This window comes from Sphaerisporangium viridialbum, from assembly GCF_049674955.1.
Classification (GTDB): domain Bacteria; phylum Actinomycetota; class Actinomycetes; order Streptosporangiales; family Streptosporangiaceae; genus Sphaerisporangium; species Sphaerisporangium viridialbum.
This window is the reverse complement of sequence record NZ_CP187232.1, coordinates 2585246-2606830: the sequence shown is the minus strand read 5'-3', so window position 1 is coordinate 2606830 and position 21585 is coordinate 2585246. Positions and strand designations below refer to the sequence as shown.

Genomic DNA, 21585 nt, shown 5'->3' with positions numbered 1-21585 from the left:
CGGTCAGCCGGTGAGCTGGGCCAGGGCCTTGTGGACGCGCTTGTCGGAGATGGGGTACGGGGTGCCGAGGGTCTGGGCGAAGTAGCTGACGCGCAGCTCTTCGAGCATCCAGCGGATCTCCGTGACGGCGTCCTCCGACCTGCGGGCCGGGGGGAGCCTCTCCACCGTCTCGTCGTACGCGTCGCGCACCCGGTCGAGCTGGAGCATGCGCTCGCGGTCGCGGTAGGGGTCGTCGGGGAGCTTCTCCAGCCGCCGCTCCACCCCGCGCAGGTAACGCTGCAGGTCGGGCAGGCGCCGGTAGCCGGTGGCGGTGACGAAGCCCGGGAAGACGAGCGACGACAGGTGCTCCTCGATCTCCTCCAGGGTGTCCGCCGGGCTCCTCATCGCGCTGAGGGTGTTCCGCACCGTCTGCCAGATCGCGAGGACCCGCTCGACCCTCGCCACGACCTCCGACACGGTGTCGAAGAGCTCGGCGCGCACGTGGTCGTGGATGCGCTGGAAGTCGGCGGGGTTCCACGCCGGGCCGCCCGACTCGGCGATGAGCTTGTCCGCCGCGCAGGTGACGCAGTCCTCGAACAGCTCGGCGGCGTCCCGGTGGGGGCTGTGGCTGAGTGCCAGCTTCTGCGAGGTGGTGAGGCCGCGCAGGATCGCCTTCGCCGGAGAGGTGACGTTGAGCAGGACGAGCCGCCGCATGCCCGCCCACATCGCGGACCGCTGCTCGGCCTCGGTCTCGAAGACCCGGATCGCGACGCTGCCGCCCTCGTCCACGAGCGCCGGGTATGCCTTGACCCGTCCCTGCTCGAACAGCTTGGGCAGCTCGCCGAAGGTCCAGGCGCGCAGCCCCGTGCGTTCGAGCTCCTCCCCCGCGCGGGCGAGCGTGGCGCGCATCTTCGGCGCGAGCCGCCGCTTCAGCGCGGCGAGGTCCTTGTCCTCGGCGACCGTTCTCCTGCGCTCGTCGACGACGCGGTAGGTGACCCTCAGGTGGTCGGGCAGGCGGGCGGGGTCCCAGGCGTCGGGCGGCACCCGCACGCCGGTCAGCTGGAACAGCTCTCGGGCCACCGCCTCGACGAGCGGCTCGCCGTCCGGCGTGACGCGCTCCAGCACCGCCTTGGCGTAGTTGGGCGCGGGCACGAAGTTGCGCCGGATCGGCTTGGGCAACGACCGGATCAGCTCGACGACCAGCTCCTCGCGGAGCCCGGGGATCTGCCAGTCGAACCCGTCGCCCTCGACCTGGTTGAGCACCTGGAGCGGGACGTGCACGGTCACGCCGTCGGCGTCCGCCCCGGGCTCGAACTGGTAGGTGAGCCGCATCCGCTGGCCGCCCTGCCGCCAGGCGTCGGGGTAGGCCTCCTGCAGGCCTCCGGCGTCCGCGCCCTGGTTGATCAGCATGTCGGCCGAGAAGGTCAGCAGGTCGGGCTCGGCCTGCCGCTGCCGCTTCCACCAGGTGTCGAAGTGGGCGGCGGACAGGACGCTCTCGGGCACCCGCTTGTCGTAGAAGTCGAAGAGCGTCTCGTCGTCGACCATGATGTCGCGGCGGCGGGCGCGGTTCTCCAGCTCCTCCACCTCCGAGAGCAGCCGGCGGTTCTCCTTGAGGAAGCCGTGGTGGGTGTCCCAGTCGCCCTCGACCAGGCCGTGGCGGATGAACAGCTCGCGCGACAGCTCGGGGTCCACGCGCCCGTAGTTGACCTTGCGGTCGACCACGATCGGGACGCCGTACAGGGTGACCTTCTCGTACGCCATGACCGCGCCCTGGTTCTTCTCCCAGTGCGGCTCGCTGTAGGTGCGCTTGACGAGGTGCTGGGCGAGCGGCTCGACCCACTCGGGCTCGATCTTGGCCACCACCCGCGCCCACAGGCGTGAGGTCTCGACCAGCTCGCCGGCCATGACCCAGCGGGGCTGCTTCCTGAACAGCGCCGAGCCCGGGAAGATCGCGAACCGGGCGTTGCGTGCCCCGATGTACTCGCGGGACGGCCTGCGGCGCGGGCCCGCGTCGTTCTTGTCGGCCTTCTCGACGTCCATCAGCCCGATGTGGGAGAGCATCCCGGCGAGCAGCGAGACGTGGATCTGGTACGGCGCCGGGCGCGTGGTGTTGAGCGTGACGCCCATGCCCTTGGCGACCTGCTTGAGCTGGCTGTAGATGTCCTGCCACTCGCGGACGCGCAGGTAGTTGAGGAAGTCGGCCTTGCACATGCGCCGGAACTGGCTGGAGGACAGCTCCCTCTGCTGCTCGCGGAGGTACTCCCAGAGGTTCAGGTAGGACAGGAAGTCGGACTCCTTGTCGGCGAACCGCGCGTGCTTCTGGTCCGCCTGGGCCTGCTTGTCCGAGGGCCGCTCGCGGGGGTCCTGGATGGACAGCGCCGCCGCGATGACCATGACCTCGGTGGCGCAGCCGTTGCCGTCGGCGGCCAGCACCATGCGGGCGAGCCGGGGGTCCACGGGAAGCTGGGCGAGCTTCCCGCCGATCGCCGTGAGCTTGCGGTGCTCGTCGAAGGCGCCCAGCTCCTGCAGGAGGTTGACGCCGTCCTTCACCTGCCGCTGGTCCGGCGGCTCGACGAACGGGAACGCCGCGATGTCGCCCAGGCCGAGGGAGGTCATCTGCAGGATGACCGACGCGAGGTTGGTGCGCAGGATCTCGGGGTCGGTGAACTCCGGCCGGCCGAGGAAGTCCTCCTCGGCGTACAGGCGGATGCAGATGCCGTCGGAGGTGCGCCCGCAGCGGCCCTTGCGCTGGTTGGCGGACGCCTGCGAGACGGGCTCGATCGGCAGGCGCTGCACCTTGAGCCGGTGGCTGTACCTGGAGATGCGCGCGAAGCCGGGGTCGACGACGTACTTGATGCCCGGGACCGTCAGCGAGGTCTCGGCGACGTTGGTCGCGAGGACGATGCGGCGCCCCCGGTGCGGCTGGAACACGCGGTGCTGCTCGCCCGACGAGAGCCGCGCGTACAGCGGGAGGACCTCCTCGCTGCGGCCCTTGAGCGCCTCGGCGGTGTCCCTGATCTCACGCTCGCCGCTGAGGAACACCAGGATGTCGCCGGGGCCCTCGGCGCACAGCTCGTCGACCGCGTCGACGATCGCCTGCGCCTGGTCCTCCTGGTCCTCGCTGATCGGCCGGTGGCGGACCTCGACGGGATAGGTGCGCCCGGAGACCTCCACGATCGGGGCGTCGCCGAAGTGCCGGGAGAACCGCTCGGGGTCGATGGTCGCCGAGGTGATGATCAGCTTGAGGTCGGGGCGCTTGGGGAGCAGCTGCTTCAGATAGCCGAGGATGAAGTCGATGTTGAGGCTGCGCTCGTGCGCCTCGTCGATGATCAGCGTGTCGTACCGGGACAGGAGCCGGTCGCGCTGCATCTCGGCCAGCAGGATGCCGTCGGTCATGAGCTTGACGAGCGTGCCCTCGCCGGACTGGTCGGTGAACCGCACCTTGTAGCCGATGGCGTCGCCGAGCGGGGTGTCCAGCTCCTCGGCGATGCGCTCGGCCACCGTGCGCGCCGCGATGCGGCGCGGCTGCGTGTGGCCGATCTGGCCCCTGACCCCCCGGCCGAGCTCCAGGCAGATCTTCGGGATCTGCGTGGTCTTGCCCGAGCCCGTCTCGCCCGCGACGATGACCACCTGGTGGTCGCGCACGGCGTCGAGGATGTCGTCCCTGCGCTGGCTGACCGGCAGGCTCGCCGGATAGGTGATCTCCGGCACCAGCGCCCGCCGGGCGCCGACGCGGGCCTCTGCGGCCTCGATCTCGGTGGCCACCTGGTCGGTGATCGCCCGCAGTGCCTTGCCGTCGCGCACCCGGCGCGCGCCGTCGAGACGACGGCGCAGCCTGATCTCGTCGCGCAGCATCAGCGCGGGCAGGCGTTCGCGCAGGTCGGTGAGGGGCGATTTCAACGAAGACGTTCCCATGGTCGCTTTCCCGGCCGTCTCGTCAGACAGCCGCCACCGGCAAGGATAAGCAACCCGCCCCCCGTCTTCGCCAACGGTTTACCGGTGGCCCCGTATCCCCCGCCCGCCTGGACGGGGGAGGAGCCGGCTCAGTGAGCGGTGAGTAGTTCGCCAGGAGAGTCGCGGATGTACCGCAACGCCTTCTCCAGGCAGACGATCGCGCCGTGTTTCGGACGGTTCATGAAGCGCACGTCGTCGGCGAGTGCCCGCATGATCTGGAGCCCCCGCCCGTGCTCGGCCAGCGGGGATCTCGCCCCCACCTTGTCGGGATCGAACCCGCTGCCCGTGTCGACCACGGTGATCACGAATTTGTCGGCGACGAGCTTTGCGCTCACCGTGTACTCGTCGGTCTCGGAAGCGTGCCTGATCACATTGGAGCACGCCTCGGTGAGCATCAGCTGGATGTCCTCCTTGATGTGCCGTTCGACGCCGAGCACCTCCAGTTCCGCCCCAAGGATCTGCCTGGTGACGGATACGCTCGCTGCATCGCGCGGCAAGCGCAATGCGATGGTCACCTCCACGGTGCCTCCTTCCGGCCCACCTTGATAAAGGTGCCCTCAGGGCCCGGTACAAACACAGAAGCCACCAGGAAATGCGATCGCCGCCGTGGCCGTCTCCGGCCACGGCGAGCGTGCCCTCCGGTCAGGTGATCTCGTGGCCGGCCGGCCGCGCGGCCAGGGCGGCCCCAATGATGCCCGCCTCGTTCTGCAGGAGCGCGGGCACGAGCGGGGTCCCCGTGAGCTCGATGTGGGGCAGGAACTTGTCGGCCTTCCTGCTCACTCCCCCGCCGATGACGATCAGCGAGGGGGACAGCAGCGCCTGGATCTGCTCCAGGTACTCCTGCACCCGGTGCGCCCATTTGTCCCAGCTCAGGTCGTGGGCCTCGCGGGCGTGGTCGGAGGCGCGGTGCTCGGCCTCGTGGCCCTTGATCTCGATGTGCCCGAACTCGGTGTTCGGGACGAGGACGCCGTCCATGATGAGGGCGCTGCCGATGCCCGTCCCGAAGGTCAGCATCACCACGAGGCCCCTGCGGTCCCTGCCGGCCCCGAACGTCGCCTCGGCCACGCCCGCGGCGTCGGCGTCGTTCAGGACCGTGACGTCGAGGCCGGTAGTGTCCGCGAACAGCTTCCTGGCGTCCAGGCCGATCCAGGCGCGGTCGACGTTCGCCGCGGTCCTGGTCACGCCGTCCACCACGACCCCGGGGTAGGTGATGCCGACGGGCCCGGTCCAGGAGAAGTGCTCCGCGATCTCCCGGACGACCTCGGCCACGGGACCGGGAGCCGACGGGCTCGGGGTCGGTATCCGCAGGCGCTCCTCCAGCAGCGTTCCCGCCACCGTGTCCACCGGGGCGCCCTTGATCCCCGATCCGCCGATGTCGATCCCCAGTACGTTCATCCCACTCCTCATGATGCCCACAGTGCTCGCAACGCCCGTGCAGCCCTTATTGCCGGGATACGACCGGTGATGCGTTCCGGCGCGACCGTGTCGCCGGAACCGACACCCTACGGAAGATCCGGGCCGCGGGCGGGGTCGCCCGATCGGGAGCGCCGGAGATGTCCGCTCTGGTAGGCATGGAGAATGATGTGGCTAATGCGCCGTGCGCCGCTGGTGATCGCCCTCACCGCCGCCCTCACGGCGGCCTGCGGGGCCGTACGGCCGGCGGCGGACACAGCGGCCGACACAGCGGCGGCGGGCGCCTCGGCGGCGGGCGGCGGCGCCCGGCAGTCCACCGCCAAGGCGGCGCCGGAGACGGGCACCCCCGCGGCCGTACGTCCGCCCAGGGTGCCGCCCGGCACGGCGGCGGGCTACATGGTCTTCGACCGCACCACGGGCAGGGCGACGCTCGGGTACAAGGTGCACACCAGGTTCAGGTCGGCGTCGGTCGTCAAGATCCTCATCGCGCTCGACTACCTGGAGTCGCGCGGGCCGGGCACGGCCGTCCCCGCCCGCGACCGCGACCTGCTCAGGCGGATGCTCCGCTCCAGCGACGACGACGCCGCGACGGCCTTCTGGAAGCGCGGCGGCCAGGGCGCGATCGTCGACCGGATGGTCCGCCGCGCGGGCCTGACCGACACCGGCCGCCCGCCCGCGTCCAAGCCGGGCTTCTGGGGCTACACCGCGCTCAGCGCGGCGGACGTCGTGCGGACGTACCGCTACCTGCTGGAACGGGCGGATCCCCAGGTGCGCGACCTGGTGCTCGGCCACCTGCGGAACGCCACACGGTGCGCCGCCGACGACTTCGACCAGTATTTCGGCATCCCGAGCGCCCTCCCCCGGCCGTGGGCGGTCAAGCAGGGCTGGTCGGGGTACGGATCCACCCCCGCCGTGCGGTGCGCGGGCACGCGAGCGACCAGCGTCTCGGAGGCGGCGGCCAGGCCCCCGGTGAACTTCAGCCGTCCAGTGCTCCACACCACCGGCCTGATCGGCAAGGGAGACCGCCTGATCGTCGCCGTGCTCACCCTCCAGCCGGCCGGGGCCTCGTTCAAGGACTCCTCCGCCCGCCTCACCGCGCTCACCAAGGCCGTCTACCGCGCCGGCCGCCCGGGCGGCTGACCTCGGCCGGCGTGCCGGGCGATCAGGGCCGGCCCCCGTCGTACCTGGGCCGCACGGCGCTGAAGGGGGAGGTATTGGCGTCGAACGTCCAGCGGGAGGTGGTGTCCAGCGGGTCCAGGCGCCCGTGCCGGGGGTCGTCGCTCCCCACCACGAACGGGTCCCCCTGGTAGGACGGCGCCGCGGGAAGCTCCCTCTGGTACGAGGACGGCGCGGTGGGGTCGCGGTAGTACGGGGTGGCGGCGTAGGAGTCCATGACGTACGCGGTGCCGGCCTGAGGGGAGGGTGCGGCGCCGATGGCGGCGGCCCTGCCGTTCCCCACGGAGAACAGCGAGGAGTGCAGCGCGTCGACCAGGCGCTCCGCGTCCTGCCTCGGCGCCACCGCCAGGCGCAGGAACCTGCCGCTCGACCCCAGCTTGTCGCCGCAGTCGCGCACGAGCACGTCGTGCGCCGAGCGGAGGTGGTCGGACAGCGCCGCGGCGCCGTCCTTGCCCTCAGGCAGCCTGGCCAGCAGGAAGTTCGCCTGAGACGGGTACACCGTGAGCCCCGGCAGCGCGGACAGCCGCTGGAGCATCGACCGGCGGTCCGCCGCCACCAGCCGCAGGCTGTCCTGGTACTCGCGCGCGTGCTCCCTGAGCAGGTGGACGACCGGCTCGGCGAAGGAGCTCAGGCTCCCCCTGGGCAGCATGCGGCGGACCTTGCCCGCCAGGGCCGGGTTCGCCACCAGGTAGGCGAGGCGGATGCCGTGCAGGCCGAAGTTCCCGGTCAGGCTCCTCAGCACGATCACGTTGGGCCTGATGGCGGCCTCGCCGGCCACGCTCGGGCTCCGCTCGGCGTCCACGAAGTCGATGGACGACTCGTCCACGATCACGAGGTCCAGGTCGGAGAGCCTGTCGAGCAGGTCGCCGACCTGGGCGCGCGGGAGGTAGCCGCCGTCGGGGTCGCCGGGGTTGCAGACGACCGCGACCCGCGACCCCCGCTTCCGTACGAACCGCACGTAGGCGTCCACGTCCAGCGTGAAGCCCTCGGCCTCCTGCAGGGGGAACATGTCGACGCGCTTGCCGGTCTCCAGCGGACGGCCGGTCCAGCGGCCGGAGGCCGGGATCGGGACGGCGAGGCTCTCGCGGACGAGCAGGTGGTCGATCCAGGCGATCAGCTCGGCGGACCCGTTGCCCATGACGACCGTCCGGGCGTTGAGCCCGAGCACCGCGCTCAGCTCGGCGGCGACGGTGCCGGTGTCGCCCGGGTAGCTCGTCAGGGCGGCCGCGACCTTCCTCCCGAGCAGCTCCGACATCTCCGGGGTGGGGAAGTACGGGTTGCGGGGGACGCGGAAGTCCGCCGGAGCACCGTGCGGCCCGGAGCCTCCCCGCGCGAGCGAGGAGTACGAGGGGCTCTCCGAGCGCAGCGGGTTGAGATCGGTGGAACCGGCCAACGGTGGCCTCCTCCATGACGGTGGGCGTCCGCGGGGTGTGACACCTGGAGGTACGCGGCCCGGCCGTCGCCGGTTCATCCCACTTGCGAGGGGGCCCGCGGCGGGCCCCCTCGCGTGGACGGCCTCAGCGGCCGGCGTCGGGCGACATCGCGGGGACGCGCTCCTCGGAGGCCGGTGGGGGCGGCGCGCCGCCGTCCTGCTCGTCCACGAACGTGGCCTCGTCGAACGGGATCCGCCCGGAGAGCACCTCCTCGGCGCGCTCCCTGTCGAAGTCCCGCACCCAGGTGCCGATCAGCACGGTGGCGACCGCGTTGCCGGCGAAGTTGGTCAGCGCGCGGGCCTCGGACATGAACCGGTCGATGCCCACGATGAGGCCGACGCCGTCCACCAGCTCGGGCCGGTGCGACTGGAGTCCTCCCGCCAGCGTCGCGAGCCCCGCGCCGGTGACGCCCGCGGCGCCCTTCGACGCGATGATCATGAAGACCAGCAGCGACACCTGCTCCCCGACCGAGAGAGGCGCGCCCGTCGCGCGCGCCACGAACAGCGTGGCCATCGTGAGGTAGATGGCGGTGCCGTCGAGGTTGAAGGAGTACCCCGTCGGCACGGTGATGCCCGCGACCGCGCGGCTCACCCCGAGGTGCTCCATCTTGGCGATCAGGCGCGGCAGAGCGGACTCCGAGGAGGAGGTCGACAGGATGAGCAGGAACTCCCTGCCGAGGTAGCGCAGCAGCGACAGCAGGTTCATCCCGGCCCCGAACCACAGCATCGGCCCGAGGATGAGACCGACGAACAGCAGGCAGGTGACGTAGAAGGCGATCATGAGCAGGGCCAGGCTCTGCAGCGCGCCGAACCCGCCCGCGCCGACCACCGCCGCCATCGCGCCGAACGCGCCCACCGGGGCGGCCCACATGATCATCGCCAGGACGCGGAAGACGAGCCGCTGGATGTGCGCCAGCCCGTTGAGCATCGGCGCCGCCCGCTCCCCCATCGCCTGGAGCGCGAAGCCGGTGAGCAGGGCCACCAGCAGCGTCTGCAGCACCTGGCCCTCGGTGAAGGCCGAGACGAAGGTCGCCGGGATGATGCCGAGCAGGAACGAGGTGGTGTCGCTCTCGCCGCCCTTGGCCGCCTGGTCCTCCGCGGCCTTGCGCAGCTCGTCGGTCAGCTGCAGGCCCTCGCCCGGGTGCACCAGGTTGCCGACCACCAGGCCGATCACGAGCGCGACCGTGGACATGAGGAGGAAGTAGCCGATGGCGAGGCCGCCGACCTTGCCGACCTTGGCGGCCTGGGCCACCGATCCGACGCCGAGGACGATGGTGCAGAAGATGATGGGGCTGATCATCATCTTGATGAGGGCCACGAAGGCCGTCCCAAGAGGCTTGAGCGCCACGCCGGCGTCGGGGGCCAGGAGCCCGACCACGATCCCGGCCAGCACCGCCACGATTACCGCCAGGTAGAGATAGCGGGTACGGTCCCGGTGCGCCGGGGATACGGGTGTGGTCACGCGACCCTCCTTATGTCTTTTCGTACGCGGGTACGGAGGAAGTGAGGCTTCGGTCGAGTGACTATGCGCCCTGGTAGTGACCTGGGTCACTATTGCGTACATTTCGTTCATCGCCGTTCTCACCGGCGCCACCCCGGCACAGTGCGAGATCCATGACCCCGCGAACCCCCTGAACTGGTGAAAGTGGAAACCCTGACGACGATCACCGCGAGACTCGGGCGATGGAGCCTCGCGCGGCAGATGCTCGTGCTCCAGATCGTCGTCGTCGGGATCACGGTTGCGGGCGGCACCCTGCTCGCCTTCTTCCACGTGCGCCAGCTGCTGGACGACGAGGCGGGCAGGACCACCAGCGCCGTGGCGATCAGCGTGGCCGCCTCCCCCGCCGTGCTCGCCGCCCTGGACGACCCCGACCCCTCGGTGGCGCTCCAGCCGTACGCGGAGCGGGTCCGCCTTTCCGCCGGGCTCGACTTCATCACGATCATGAGCAGGGAGGGCCGCAGGTACACCCACCCGAACCGGCTGCAGATCGGCAAGCGCTTCCTCGGCAACACCGCCCCCGCCCTCGCGGGGCACACCTTCACCGAGACCTACACCGGCACGCTCGGCCCCTCGGTGCGCGCGGTCACGCCCGTACTCGACGCGGCCGGCGACGTGCGGGCGCTGGTCAGCGCGGGCATCACCATCGACAAGATAAGCGCGCAGCTACGGGAGCAGATCGCGGCGGCCGTGCTCACCGGGCTGCTCGGCCTGACGGCGGGCACCGCGGGCACGTACCTGGTGGGCACGCGCCTGCGCCGCCAGACGCACGGCCTGCGCTCGGCCGAGCTGAGCCGCATCTACGAGCACCACAACGCGATCCTGCACGCGGTCCGCGAGGGGCTGCTCCTCGTGGACGGCGAGCACCGGCTGACGCTCGCCAACGACGGCGCGCGCGAGCTGCTCGGCCTGCCCGGCGACGCGGAGGGGCGGCACGTCACCGAGCTCGGGCTCCCGTCCTCGCTGGCCGGGCTGCTCTCCTCCGGCGAGGACCGCGCCGACGAGATCCACCTGACCCACGACCGGGTGCTGGTGGTGAGCGCCTCCGCGGTGCGTTCCGGCGCCCGGCCGCTCGGCACCGTGGTGACGCTGCGCGACCACACCGAGCTGCAGGCGCTCACCGGCCAGCTCGACGCCGAGCGCGGCTTCGCCGAGTCGCTGCGCTCCGCCGCGCACGAGGCGGCCAACCGGCTGCACACGGTCGTCACGCTGGTCGAGCTGGGCCGCGCCGAGCAGGCGGTGTCCTTCGCCACGGCCGAGTTGAGGGCCGCCCAGCAGCTGACCGACCGGGTGGTCGGCGCGGTGCGCGAGCCTGTGATCGCGGCACTGCTCCTCGGCAAGACCGCCGACGCCGCCGAGCGTGGCGTCGAGCTCTCCCTCAGCCCGGACAGCGAGCTGGACGACGTCCCCCTCGACGGCCGCGACCTGGTGACCATCCTCGGCAACCTCATCGACAACGCGGCCGAGGCCGCCATGACCGCCCCGCCGCCCGCCCGCGTGCGCGTCCACCTGCGCGCGGAGGACGGCACGTTCCTGATCCGCGTCGCCGACAGCGGGCCGGGCGTCGGCGCGGAGACCGCCAAGGACGTCTTCCGGCGGGGATGGACGACCAAGGGCGACGGCCGGGGTCTCGGGCTGGCCATGACCGGCCAGGCGGTGCGCCGCCTCGGCGGCACGATCGAGGTCACGCACGGCGGCGAGGGGGCGGTGTTCACCGTGCGGCTCCCGCTCCCGGACGGCCGCGCGCCCTCGGCGCCGCCGGAGGATGAGGGGGCGCGGCCGTGATCTCGGTTCTGATCGTCGAGGACGAGGAGCTCACCGCCGAGGCCAACCGCCTCTACGTGGAGCGGATGGAGGGCTTCGAGGTCGCCGGGGTGGCGCGCTCGGGCGGCGAGGCCCTGCGCTTCCTCCGGCGCAGGCCGGCCGACCTGGTGCTCCTGGACCTCTACCTGCCGGACATGCACGGGCTGGACGTGTGCCGGGCGCTGCGGGCGGCGGGCGTCTTCTGCGACGTCATCGCCGTCACCTCCGCGCGCGACCTGTCGGTGGTGCGGTCGGCGGTGTCGGTGGGGGTCGTGCAGTACCTGCTCAAGCCGTTCACCTTCGCCGTGCTGAGCGAGAAGCTCAGGCGGTACGCGGAGTTCCGGTCGTCCGTCGGCGGGTCAGGGGAGGTCAGCGGCCAGGGAGAGGTGGACCGGGCGCTGTCCGCCCTCAGGGGCACCACCCTCGGCCCCCTGCCCAAGGGGATGACGGGGCCCACCCTGGAGGCCGTGGCGGGCGAGCTGCGCAAGTCCCCCGGCGGGGTGTCGGCCCAGGCCGTCGGCTCGGCGATCGGCGTCTCGCGCGTGACGGCCCGGCGCTACCTGGAGCATCTCGTCGACACCGGGGGCGTGCGCAGGGTGCCGCAGTACGGCGGGCTCGGGCGTCCCGAACTGCTCTACCAGATCGTCTGAGCCGGGCCGCGCTCCTGGACGTCGCCGCCGGGCCGACAGGTGGCACGGCGGCGACGATGCGCGTGAAGGACGACCCAGGCCTTCGGTCAGGAGCCGGCGAGCGCCTTGCTCACCGCGTTCGGACCGTCGTACTCCTTCTCGGGGAGCCGCTTCAGGGCTTCCATCGCCTGCTTGTCGGCACCCTGCCGCTTGCCGTGCTCCAGAATCTGATCCTTCGTCGCGGGGTAGTCAACCCCGGACAGAAACTTCTGAACGTGGATGAAGTCCACCTGCGTCATGTTTCCTCCTTTGTCGCAAGGTGGTTCCTGTCCCACCTCAGACGCGGAGAAACCGGTCATTCCACCTCAGAGAAGCCGGACGCGCGAGTCTTTGCATCCCGATCACGATCACTCCAGGGGACTTCACAGCCAGGCTTACTCCCGACCGGAATCCGAGTTCGGGACAAACCAGGCCAAATACGAGACGCTACGAGGAACGCCGGCTGGAAGCGGACGGAGGCTCGGCAGGCGGCACCCCGAACGATTCCCGAGCAATGTTCTGTAGCAGGCCAGGGGGCATGTCCCCTCCATCCGTCGCCAAACCAGGTCATCCAAGGAATTTTCCTGAACTCCCCGTCATGTAGCTCTTCCTGGAGAATCACAGGTCAATCACATCGACTGTGACAGTCATCATGAAAGCAATAGTGACACTGGCATATGACACCAATGGATACCGTCACTAGGCACGGCGGGGGTTATCCGTAATTCTCCTCCTAGCGATCGAGCGCTGAGAGGGGTGTGGGACATGATCGACAGATATGAGATCTATTGCCTAGCCGATCCGCTGTTTTACGACACCCTTGACAACCAGCGCACGAAGCACCCTGACTTTCCCCTGGCGAGCAGGGACGTGCCGGCCGGGTGGGAGCACCGGGCGACCGACACCTGGCTGCACTACGGCCCGAAGGACCGTTCGCTGCCCCTCCAGGGCTGGAAGATTCACGTCTCCTCCTGCCTGGAGGACGCCGAGAAGGCGCTGGACGCGGTCTGGGACTACTGCGTGGACCGCCGGCTGAGCTTCAAGTTCCTCCGGGGCCCGCGCGTCGTCATGATGCTCAACTCCAAGTACGCCGACCGGGGTAGCAGCGGCAAGCTGGTCACGATCTACCCGGGCGACGAGGACGAGCTGGAGCTCGTGGTCAAGGAGCTGGATGAGCTGCTGCACGGCGTCCGGGGCCCGTACATCCTCAGCGACCTGCGCATCGGGGACGGCCCCCTCTTCGTGCGGTACGGCGGCTTCGCCGAGCGTTACTGCCTGACGGGCAGCCGCGAGCGGGTCCTCGCCATCGCGGACGCCGACGGCGTCCTGGTGCCCGACCGGCGGGGGCCGGCGTTCTCGCCCCCGTCGTGGGTCACCCTGCCGGCCTTCCTCGCGCCCCACTTGGCCGCACGCAACGCGGTCACCACCACGGACCTGCCGTACAAGATCGAGGAAGTGCTGCACTTCTCCAACGGCGGCGGCGTCTACAAGGCGCGGGACACCCGTACCGGCGGCCAGGTCGTGCTCAAGGAGGCCAGGCCGCACGCCGGGCTCGACGCGGCCGGCCGCGACGCGGTCACCCGCCTGCGGCACGAGGCCGAGATCCTGCGGCGGCTCGAAGGCCTGGACGTCGTCCCCGCCCTGCACGACTACTTCACCCTCGGCGACCACGAGTTCCTCGTCCAGGAGTTCGTGGACGGGACCACGCTGAGCCAGGAGTCGGTCCACAGGCACCCGCTGACCCGCGCGGTCATCACCCCCGAGGACGCCGCCGAGTACACCGAGTGGACGCTCGGCATGCTGGCCCGCGTCGAGCGGGCGGTGGACGCGCTGCACGGGCGCGGGGTCGTCTTCGGAGACCTGCACCCCTTCAACGTGCTGGTCGAGGGCGAGCGCGTCGTGCTGATCGACTTCGAGGTCGCGAGCCTGGCCGAGAACAGGGCGCGCCCGACCCTGGCCCACCCCGGCTTCTGCCCGCCCGCCGACCGGCTCGGCGTGGAGGCGGACCGTTACGCCCTGGCCTGCATGCGGCTCAACCTGTTCGCCCCGATGTCGACGGTGCTGATCCCCCTGCACCGGGCCAAGGTGACCCACCTCGCCAAGCTGGTGCGCGACACCTTCCCGGTGCCGCCCGCCTACGTGGACGAGGCCGTACGGACCATCCTGGGCAAGGACACCGAGACGGAGCGGGGAGCGGCGGGCCTGCGGGCGATGCGCGAGCTCCCCCTGCCGGGAACGGCCCCCTGGACCTCGGTCAGGGACGCGGCGTGCCGGGCCATCCTGGCCTCCGCGACCCCGGAGCGGCCCGACCGCCTGTTCCCCGGCGACGCGGCGCAGTTCCAGCCCGGCGGCGGGCTCAACCTGGCCGGCGGCGCGGCGGGCGTGCTGTACGCGCTGGCCGCGACCGATGCCGGGCGGTTCCCCGAGCACGAGGCGTGGCTCCGCGAGCGCGCCATGGCCCCCGAGCCCGGCACCGGCCTGGGCTTCTACGACGGCCTGCACGGCGTGGCCTACGCCTTCGAGGCGCTCGGCCGCCGGCAGGACGCCCTGGACCTGGCCGCCCTGTGCCTGCGGGAGAAGTGGGACCAGCTCGGCCAGAGCCTGTACGCGGGCCTCGCCGGCATCGGGCTCAACCTGCTCCACCTGGCCCGGGTGACCGGGGAGCGCGACCTCGAACGGACGGCGCTCACCGTCGCCGACATGGTGGCCGGCCGGCTCGGCGCCGTCGACAGCGTGCCCGAGGTCAGCGGAGGGACCAACCCGCACGCCGGGCTGATGCGCGGCTCGTCCGGTCCCGCGCTGCTGTTCCTGCGGGCGTACGAGGCCACGGGCGACGCCGCGCTGCTGGAGCACGCGAGCGTCGCGCTGCGGCAGGACCTGCGCCGCTGCACCCGCCGCGAGGACGGGCAGCTCCAGGTCCAGCAGGGCTGGCGGACCAATCCGTACCTGGACGAGGGCTCGGCCGGCATCGGGCTGGTCCTGCGCCAGTACCTCGCGCACCGCGAGGACGAGGACTTCCGGCGGGCTCTTGAGGACATCGGCCCGGTCGCGACCCTGGACTACTACGTGCAGTCGGGCCTGTTCGCGGGCCGGGGCGGCATGATCGCGGCTCTCGGCACGGGCCTGCGGCCCGGCATCGGCCGCGACGCGCCCGAGGTGGCCGACCAGATCGCCCGCCTCGGCTGGCACGCCATGCCGTACGGCGGCGGGGTCGCCTTCCCCGGCAACCAGCTTCTCCGGCTCTCGATGGACCTCGCCACCGGCACCGCCGGAGTGGTCCTCGCGCTGGGCACCGTGCTGCACGACCGGCCGGTGGCCCTGCCCCTGATCTCCCCGCCCGGCATTCCCGCCGGGACGGCGGACCCGACGAGCGACGGAAGGAGGTGACTTACATGGCGCTTCTGGACCTTCAGGAGATGGAGATCCCGGGTGGCGGCCACGGCGGCGGCGGTGGCAGCAGCCTCAGCCTCTTGGGGTGCACCCCCCACGAGAACAGCAGCCTCAGCATCCTCTGCGGCAACTGATCACCCGGCGACTCCAAACGAAAGGGCGTAACCGAAATGGCGCTTCTCGACCTGCAGGAGATGGAACTCCCCGGCGGCGGCCACGGCGGCGGCGGTGGCAGCAACCTCAGCCTCCTGGGGTGCACCCCCCACGAGAACAGCAGCCTCAGCCTGCTCTGCGGCAACTGACACATCGCCTGGAGCGGCCCTGTCCGGCCGCTCCAGGCCTGTTCATTCCCGGATCCCTCGGAAGGAAAACCTGCGATGTCGGACGCCCAGGCGCCAGGCGGCCAGGTGGACCGGACGGCGGACCGGCTTCTGTTCGAAGTGCTGCGCCGCAGTGGCCGCTGGCCCGCGGTGTACGCCGTGACCGCGCTGGCCGGCGCCGTGGTCGAGCTTCTGCTCCCCAGCGCGCTGGGCCGCGCGGTCGACCTGCTCGTCACTCCCGGCGCCGGCATCGCCGACGCCCTCCTGGTCTGCGTGGCGCTCGTCGTCACGGTGGTCGCGTGCGACGCCGTGGCGGTCCTCGCGGCAGGATCCGGCGGCGCGCAGGCCGCCCGCTGGCTTCGGGAGCGCGTCGTGCGGCACGTGCTGGCCGCCGGTCCCGCGATCTCGCGGCGCCTCCCGGCCGGCGACCTGGTCACCAGGGCGGGAGCCAACACCGAGGAGGTGGGGGCCGCCCCCGAGGCGCTGATCACGGCCGTGGCCCTGCTCGTGCCGGCGGCCGGGTCCCTCGTCGCCCTCGCGCTCATCGACCCCTGGCTCGCCGTGGCGTTCTCCGTCGGGCTCGCCCTCATCGGGGTGGTCCTGCGCGCGTTCCTGCGGGAGGCGACGGCCGTCTCGACGGGCTACCAGGAGGCGCAGAGCGACATCGCCTCCCGGCTGATCGACGCGCTGTCCGGCGCGCGCACCATCGCCGCCGCGGGGACCGAGGACCTGGAGACCGAGCGCGTGCTGAGGCCGCTGCCGCGCCTGCGCGCCCACGGCCTCGCCCTGTGGCGCGTCAACGCCCGCGCCGGCGTCCAGGCGGCCATCGTCGTCCCGCTGCTGGAGACGGCGGTGATCGGGGTGGGCGGTCTCAGGCTGGCAGCGGGCGAGCTGAGCGTCGGGGAGCTGTTCGCGGCGGCGCGGTACGCGGTGCTCGGCGCGGGCATCGGCTCCGCGCTCGGCTACCTCAACAGGCTCGGACGCGCCCGCTCGGCGGCCCGGCGCGTCCGTCACGTGCTCGACCAGCCCGCCATGGCGTACGGCCCCGACGACCTGCCCGGTGACCACCACCTCTCCGAGCCGGGCGACGGGCACAGGGACAGGCACGGCGACGGGGACGGCGCGCCGGATCCGGACGTGCCGCGGGCCGGACGCGGGCACGGGCCGTGCGGGCGGCTGGAGCTGCGGGATGTCACCGTGAGCGTGGACGGCAGGCCCGTGCTGCGCGGCATCGACCTCGTGGTGCCCGGGGGCGCGGCGATGGCCGTGGTCGGCAGGTCGGGAAGCGGCAAGTCCCTTCTCGCCGCCGTCGCCGGACGGCTGGCCGACCCCGACGGCGGCGAGGTGCTGCTGGACGGGGTGCCGCTGCCCCGCCTCGGCCGCGCGGCGCTGCGCCGCGCCGTCGGGTACGCGTTCGAGCGGCCGGTCCTCTTCGGTGCCACGCTGGCCGAGGCGATCGCGGTCGGACGCGCGCCGCACGTGGCGAGGAGCGCCGCCGTGGCCGCGGCGGCCGACCCGTTCATCCGCAAGCTCCCCCGCTCGTACGACACGCTGGTCGGCGAGGCCCCCATGTCGGGAGGCGAGAGGCAGCGCGTCGGGCTGGCCAGGGCGTTCGCGCACGGCGGGCGGCTGCTCATCCTCGACGACGCCACTTCCAGCCTGGACACCGTCACCGAGTACCAGGTGGCCAGGGCGCTCACCGAGGAGTTGCGTGACCGCACGCGGCTGATCGTCGCCCACCGGGCCGCGACGGCGGCGCGCGCCGACCTGGTCGTCTGGCTGGAGGACGGGCGGATCCGGGGACGGGGCCCGCACGAGGTCCTGTGGCGGGACCCCGCCTACCGCGCGGTCTTCCAGGTCGCGGAGCGGTGATGGCGGTCCGCGACCTGCTGTGGGAGGCGCTGCGGCGGCGGCCACGCCACCTGGTCCGGCTGCTGGCGTGGTCGTTCGCCGAGGCGGCGCCGTCGTTCGCCTCCGGCCAGGCCATCGCGCACGCGCTGGACGACGGGTTCGCCGCGGGCCGTCCGATGACCGGCCTCGGCTGGCTGGCGATGCTGGCCGCCGCCTGGCTGGCGGCGGCGGTCGGCGCGCGGCAGGTGCTCCTGTCGATCGCCGCCGTCGTCGAGCCGTTCCGCGACACGCTGCTGCGGCGGGTGGTCGGGGGCACGCTGCACCGGGCGGCCACCTCGGGCGCGGGGCCGGACAGCGCCGCCGTGGCACGGCTCAACCGCCAGGTGGAGCTCGCCAGGGACTCCTTCGGCGCCGTGATCGCCGTGGTGAGGTCGTTCCTGTTCTCGGTGGTGGGGGTGGTGCTCGGGGTGCTGACGTTGATGGGCGCCGTGCTGCCCCTGGTGATCCTGCCCCTGGTGGCCGGGCTGGCGCTCTTCCTGATGTCCCTGCCTGCCATGGCGAGGCTCCAGCGGGAGCTCATCCTGGCCGAGGAGCGCACCTCGGCGTCGGTGGCCGCCATGGTGGACGGCCTGCGTGACGTCACCGCCTGCGGGGCCGAGGAGCGCGTGGCCGCCGGCGTCGGCCGGGATGTGGACCACCAGGCCCGCACGAGCCGGTCGCTCGCCCGGCTCACCGCCGCCCGGACGCTCTCGCTGGCCGTGGGCGGGTGGCTGCCCATCCTGATGGTGCTGGCGGCCACGCCCTCCCTGGTCCGCGACGGCGCGACGGCCGGCGTCATCCTCGGCACGCTGACGTACGTGGCGCAGTCGCTGACGCCCGCGCTCGGCAGCCTCGTGCAGGGCGTCGGGGTCAACGGCGTGCGCCTGGTGGTGGCGCTCGAACGCATCGTCCAGACCAGCGCGCGGCCCGCGGCGGCGGCGCCGGGCTCCGCGGAGCTGCCGAGGGGCGTGCTGCTGCGGCTGCGCGGGGTGACGTTCGCGTACGGCCCGCGCGCCGACCCGGTGATCTCCGACCTGGACCTCGCCGTGCGGGACGGCGACCATCTAGCCGTCGTCGGCCCGAGCGGCATCGGCAAGTCCACGGTGGCCGCGCTGGTCGCCGGGATCCTCCGGCCGCGCGGCGGGCGGATCCTCATCGGCGGGGTCCCCGTCGGGAACCTCGACCGGGCCGACCTGTGCCGGGCCCGCGTCCTCATCCCGCAGGAGGCGTACGTCTTCCGCGGCACGCTGGGCGAGAACCTGACGTACCTGGCGGACGAGCCCTCGGTGTCGGAGATCGACAAGGCGGTGGACGCGGTCGGCATGACCGATCTGGCGCGCAGGCTGGGCGGCTACGCGGCCGAGGTCGACCCGTCCGAGCTGTCGTCGGGGGAACGCCAGCTCATCGCCCTGACCAGGGCCTACCTGTCCCCCGCCAGGCTGGTCCTGCTCGACGAGGCGACCTGCCACCTGGACCCGGCCGCCGAGGCCAGGGCCGAGGAGGCGTTCGCGGGCCGCGACGGGACGCTCATCGTCATCGCCCACCGCCTCACCTCGGCGCTGCGCGCGCGGCGGGTGCTGGTCATGGACGGCACGCGGGCCCAGGTGGGCACGCACGAGGAGATGGTCGCGGCCTCGCCGCTCTACCGGGACCTGATGGGCCGCTGGGAATCCCCGGTCACCACCGAGGCCTGACCGGAAGCCACACCCATCCGGAGAGCAAAAATCGGACATTCGGCCTAAAATAGCCTTATATCACCTTACGTAGGGGTACGTGGGTAATAACGCCGGTTGTGCCTTCCTATTCGGCGACGCAGGCGAGCCCTGCTGGAACGGAGGACAACAAGGTGAGCACACAGAGGAACGAGACGCCGGGGCGCCCGTCCGACGTCGGAGCCGTACGCACCGGATCGCAGCGCGGTAACGCTGAACTCGTGAGCGAGCGGGGCAGGACGACGATCGCCGACACCGTGGTGGCGAAGATCGCCGGGATGGCGGCCCGGGAGGTGTCCGGGGTGTACGCGCTGGGCGCCGGGATGTCACGGGCGCTGGGCGTCGTGCGCGAGCGCCTGACCGGGGGAAGCGTGGGTGTCGCCCAGGGGGTCGCGGTCGAGGTGGGCGAGCGCCAGGCGGCGATCGACCTCGACGTGATCGTGGAGTACGGGGTGTCGATCCCGGACCTGGCGGCGGGCATCCGGCACAACGTGATCGACGCGGTGGAGGGCATGTGCGGCCTGGAGGTCACCGAGGTCAACATCAACGTCGACGACCTCCACCTGCCCGGCGAAGAGGCGGCCGAGCCGGAGGAGGCCCGCGTCCGATGACCCCGCAGGCCGGTGCCGGGGACGCGCCCGGGACGGCGCGTCCGGAGACGGGCGCCCAGCGGACGCCGGGAGCCGGCGGGGGCCGCGAGACGCCCGAGGAGCGGCTGGCGGACCGCGTCGCCCGGGCGGTGACGAGCTGCCCGGACGTCGCCTCCCTCGCAGGGGGCCGGGTGGCCACCTACCTCTCCGGCCGCACCGTGCCCGGGGTGGCCGTCCGCGAGACCGAGGTGGAGGTCGCCGTGGTCGTCCGGTACGGGCGCCCACTCGCCGAGATCGCCGACGAGGTGCGCGACGCCGTCGGGCCGCTGGCGCCCGGGCTGCCCATCCACGTGCGCATCACCGACATCGGCGAGCCCGGCACACCCGGAGAGGACCCGCGACCCGGCGCCCGGGAGGACACCGGAGAACGCGAGAACATCGGCCCGACCGCGCACGACGCGGCCTCCCCCGGGGGGCCGGGAGACACCCCGGAGTCCCCGTGAGCGGCGCCGCCGGACCCGGCGAGTGCCTCTGCGCAGTGGAAGGTGAGCGATATGGATGAGACCCGCTTCTGGCCGGCGATCGGCCTGCTGTTCGGCACCGCGCTCGGGTTCGCCGTGGTGGTCGGCGGCCTGACCGCGTTCCTCATCGTGCTGGTCCTCGGCGTGATCGGGTTCCTGGTCGGCCGCGCGCTGACCGGCGAGCTCGACATGAGCGGACTGCTGGGCCGGAGACGTCAGTGAACACCGGAACCCACGCTCCCGGCGAGCCGCCGGCGGAGGCCCGCGGGCGCACCGCGATCTCCGACCGGGTGCTGGAGCGCGTCGCCGCCCTCGCGGTGACCGAGGTGGACCAGGTCGGCGGGACCGCGCCCCGGCTGCTCAACGTGCCTCTCGGACGCGGCACGACCGGCGCGGCCCCGAAGGTCAGCGCCCACGCCGACGGGCGTCTCGCGATCGTGAAGGTGACGCTGTCGGTGACCTACCCCGCGCCGATCCTGCAGGTCGTCCACCGCGTCCGCGACCACGTGATGGCGCGTGTCCGCGAGCTGACCGGTCTGGACGCCCGGCAGGTCGACATCGACGTCGCCCGGCTCGTCCACCCGCCGGAGCAGGAAAGGCACGTGCTGTGACCTCGCCAGAGCTCCACCACGACGCCGGCCAGGGTCCCGGAACCGCTCCGCTGACCCCGCCGCCGGACGAGCGGGCCCAGCGGCGGGCCGCGACCCGCGAGTTCCGTCCCCGCCGGACGGTGGCGGCGGCCGTGACCGCGCTGCTGCTGGCCGCCGCCGCCCTGGTGACCTTCGTCGGAGCGGTGGCGGCGCTGGCGCGCGGGCGTGCCCAGGTGCCGCCCCTGACCTGGCTCGGCCCGATCGGCCGGGCCCACTGGAGTGACCCGGCGGCCCTCACCACGGCGGCGGTCGCCTGCGTGCTCGGGATCTGGCTCCTGGTCCTGGCACTGACCCCCGGACGTCCCCGGGCGATCCCGATCGCGTCGGAGGATCCGCGGACGGTCACCGGCATCACCCGTACCGGGCTGAGCCGCCACCTCGCGACCGTCGCGGCGAAGGTGGACGGCGTGTCGCGCGCGCGGGTGCGCCTGCGCCGTAACCGCGTGCACGTGACGGCCTCGACCCCGCTCCGCGACGCGAGCGGGCTTCCCGACCAGGTCACGCAGGCCGTGGTGGAGCGCCTGGAGGAGCTGCGACCGCTGAGGCCGGTGCGCGTCCGCGTCACCGTGCGCCAGAGAGGGGACTGAGC

At 72.5% G+C, this 21585-nt stretch carries 19 protein-coding genes; 13 read left to right on the top strand and 6 right to left on the bottom strand.

Going from position 1 to position 21585, the window contains the following annotated elements; translation table 11 throughout:
• Positions 1 to 3: 3 nt before the first annotated feature.
• The 3 genes from hrpA to ppgK form a co-directional block, all read right to left on the bottom strand.
• On the bottom strand, positions 4 to 3894 hold the full coding sequence (gene hrpA / locus ACOZ38_RS11520) for an ATP-dependent RNA helicase HrpA (protein ID WP_424530261.1): 3891 nt from the start codon (positions 3892 to 3894) through the stop codon (positions 4 to 6).
• Between the two features lie 128 nt (positions 3895 to 4022).
• Positions 4023 to 4454, bottom strand: a complete 432-nt coding sequence (locus tag ACOZ38_RS11515; RefSeq protein WP_424530259.1) for an ATP-binding protein — start codon at positions 4452 to 4454, stop codon at positions 4023 to 4025.
• Between the two features lie 121 nt (positions 4455 to 4575).
• Positions 4576 to 5328, bottom strand: coding sequence for a polyphosphate--glucose phosphotransferase (gene ppgK / locus ACOZ38_RS11510; RefSeq protein WP_424530257.1), 753 nt, complete (start codon positions 5326 to 5328; stop codon positions 4576 to 4578).
• Between the two features lie 195 nt (positions 5329 to 5523).
• On the opposite strand from ppgK, the gene ACOZ38_RS11505 reads away from it, so the two are divergent.
• Positions 5524 to 6486, top strand: a complete 963-nt coding sequence (locus ACOZ38_RS11505) for a hypothetical protein (RefSeq protein WP_424530255.1) — start codon at positions 5524 to 5526, stop codon at positions 6484 to 6486.
• Between the two features lie 22 nt (positions 6487 to 6508).
• Here ACOZ38_RS11505 and ACOZ38_RS11500 read toward each other — a convergent pair whose 3' ends face one another.
• Both ACOZ38_RS11500 and ACOZ38_RS11495 read right to left on the bottom strand, forming a co-directional pair.
• Entirely contained in the window at positions 6509 to 7915 is a 1407-nt protein-coding gene (locus ACOZ38_RS11500) for a pyridoxal phosphate-dependent aminotransferase (RefSeq protein ID WP_424530254.1), read from the bottom strand.
• Positions 7916 to 8039: 124 nt separating this feature from the next.
• Positions 8040 to 9416, bottom strand: a complete 1377-nt coding sequence (locus ACOZ38_RS11495) for a cation:dicarboxylate symporter family transporter (RefSeq protein ID WP_424530252.1) — start codon at positions 9414 to 9416, stop codon at positions 8040 to 8042.
• 183 nt (positions 9417 to 9599) lie between these two features.
• Between ACOZ38_RS11495 and ACOZ38_RS11490 the strand changes: the two genes are divergently transcribed.
• Positions 9600 to 11237, top strand: coding sequence for a sensor histidine kinase (locus tag ACOZ38_RS11490; protein WP_424530250.1), 1638 nt, complete (start codon positions 9600 to 9602; stop codon positions 11235 to 11237).
• The gene (locus ACOZ38_RS11485; RefSeq protein WP_405146201.1) at positions 11234 to 11905 is read left to right on the top strand and encodes a response regulator; all 672 of its coding nucleotides are present in this window, start codon (positions 11234 to 11236) and stop codon (positions 11903 to 11905) included. The genes ACOZ38_RS11490 and ACOZ38_RS11485 overlap by 4 nt, the downstream gene beginning before the upstream one ends.
• An 86-nt stretch (positions 11906 to 11991) precedes the next feature.
• On the opposite strand, the gene ACOZ38_RS11480 is transcribed toward ACOZ38_RS11485, so the two are convergent.
• A complete protein-coding gene (locus ACOZ38_RS11480) occupies positions 11992 to 12183 on the bottom strand; it encodes a DUF2795 domain-containing protein (RefSeq protein ID WP_424530249.1) in 192 nt (63 codons plus the stop codon).
• Between the two features lie 505 nt (positions 12184 to 12688).
• Between ACOZ38_RS11480 and lanKC the strand changes: the two genes are divergently transcribed.
• The 10 genes from lanKC (at position 12689) to ACOZ38_RS11430 (ending at position 21583) form a co-directional block, all read left to right on the top strand.
• A complete protein-coding gene (lanKC, locus tag ACOZ38_RS11475) occupies positions 12689 to 15310 on the top strand; it encodes a class III lanthionine synthetase LanKC (RefSeq protein WP_424530247.1) in 2622 nt (873 codons plus the stop codon).
• 5 nt (positions 15311 to 15315) lie between these two features.
• Positions 15316 to 15447: a SapB/AmfS family lanthipeptide gene (locus ACOZ38_RS11470; RefSeq protein ID WP_424530245.1), complete on the top strand. Its 132-nt coding sequence runs from the start codon at positions 15316 to 15318 to the stop codon at positions 15445 to 15447.
• Between the two features lie 36 nt (positions 15448 to 15483).
• Positions 15484 to 15615: a SapB/AmfS family lanthipeptide gene (locus tag ACOZ38_RS11465; RefSeq protein WP_405146194.1), complete on the top strand. Its 132-nt coding sequence runs from the start codon at positions 15484 to 15486 to the stop codon at positions 15613 to 15615.
• Between the two features lie 75 nt (positions 15616 to 15690).
• Positions 15691 to 17505: an ABC transporter ATP-binding protein gene (locus ACOZ38_RS11460; RefSeq protein ID WP_424530243.1), complete on the top strand. Its 1815-nt coding sequence runs from the start codon at positions 15691 to 15693 to the stop codon at positions 17503 to 17505.
• Entirely contained in the window at positions 17505 to 19217 is a 1713-nt protein-coding gene (locus tag ACOZ38_RS11455; RefSeq protein ID WP_424530242.1) for an ATP-binding cassette domain-containing protein, read from the top strand. The genes ACOZ38_RS11460 and ACOZ38_RS11455 overlap by 1 nt, the downstream gene beginning before the upstream one ends.
• Positions 19218 to 19369: 152 nt before the next feature.
• The gene (locus ACOZ38_RS11450) at positions 19370 to 19846 is read left to right on the top strand and encodes an Asp23/Gls24 family envelope stress response protein (RefSeq protein ID WP_424530240.1); all 477 of its coding nucleotides are present in this window, start codon (positions 19370 to 19372) and stop codon (positions 19844 to 19846) included.
• The gene (locus tag ACOZ38_RS11445) at positions 19843 to 20328 is read left to right on the top strand and encodes a hypothetical protein (RefSeq protein ID WP_424530238.1); all 486 of its coding nucleotides are present in this window, start codon (positions 19843 to 19845) and stop codon (positions 20326 to 20328) included. The genes ACOZ38_RS11450 and ACOZ38_RS11445 overlap by 4 nt, the downstream gene beginning before the upstream one ends.
• Before the next feature lie 51 nt (positions 20329 to 20379).
• Complete coding sequence (locus ACOZ38_RS11440) at positions 20380 to 20568, top strand: hypothetical protein (RefSeq protein ID WP_424530236.1); 189 nt, start codon at positions 20380 to 20382, stop codon at positions 20566 to 20568.
• Positions 20565 to 20957, top strand: coding sequence for an Asp23/Gls24 family envelope stress response protein (locus ACOZ38_RS11435; RefSeq protein ID WP_424530234.1), 393 nt, complete (start codon positions 20565 to 20567; stop codon positions 20955 to 20957). Before ACOZ38_RS11440 ends, ACOZ38_RS11435 begins: the two co-directional genes overlap by 4 nt.
• Positions 20954 to 21583: a DUF6286 domain-containing protein gene (locus ACOZ38_RS11430; protein WP_424530232.1), complete on the top strand. Its 630-nt coding sequence runs from the start codon at positions 20954 to 20956 to the stop codon at positions 21581 to 21583. Before ACOZ38_RS11435 ends, ACOZ38_RS11430 begins: the two co-directional genes overlap by 4 nt.
• The last annotated feature ends 2 nt before the right edge of the window (positions 21584 to 21585 follow it).

Excerpts from the sequence above, each read along its gene's own strand:
- hrpA (WP_424530261.1), bottom strand. The coding sequence starts at position 3,894 with ATGGGAACGTCTTCGTTGAAATCGCCCCTCACCGACCTGCGCGAACGC.
- lanKC (WP_424530247.1), top strand. The coding sequence starts at position 12,689 with ATGATCGACAGATATGAGATCTATTGCCTAGCCGATCCGCTGTTTTAC.
- ACOZ38_RS11445 (WP_424530238.1), top strand. The coding sequence starts at position 19,843 with ATGACCCCGCAGGCCGGTGCCGGGGACGCGCCCGGGACGGCGCGTCCG.
- ACOZ38_RS11480 (WP_424530249.1), bottom strand. The coding sequence starts at position 12,183 with ATGACGCAGGTGGACTTCATCCACGTTCAGAAGTTTCTGTCCGGGGTT.
- ppgK (WP_424530257.1), bottom strand. The coding sequence starts at position 5,328 with ATGAACGTACTGGGGATCGACATCGGCGGATCGGGGATCAAGGGCGCC.
- ACOZ38_RS11440 (WP_424530236.1), top strand. The coding sequence starts at position 20,380 with ATGGATGAGACCCGCTTCTGGCCGGCGATCGGCCTGCTGTTCGGCACC.
- ACOZ38_RS11455 (WP_424530242.1), top strand. The coding sequence starts at position 17,505 with ATGGCGGTCCGCGACCTGCTGTGGGAGGCGCTGCGGCGGCGGCCACGC.
- ACOZ38_RS11505 (WP_424530255.1), top strand. The coding sequence starts at position 5,524 with ATGCGCCGTGCGCCGCTGGTGATCGCCCTCACCGCCGCCCTCACGGCG.
- ACOZ38_RS11460 (WP_424530243.1), top strand. The coding sequence starts at position 15,691 with ATGTCGGACGCCCAGGCGCCAGGCGGCCAGGTGGACCGGACGGCGGAC.
- ACOZ38_RS11470 (WP_424530245.1), top strand. The coding sequence starts at position 15,316 with ATGGCGCTTCTGGACCTTCAGGAGATGGAGATCCCGGGTGGCGGCCAC.
- ACOZ38_RS11465 (WP_405146194.1), top strand. The coding sequence starts at position 15,484 with ATGGCGCTTCTCGACCTGCAGGAGATGGAACTCCCCGGCGGCGGCCAC.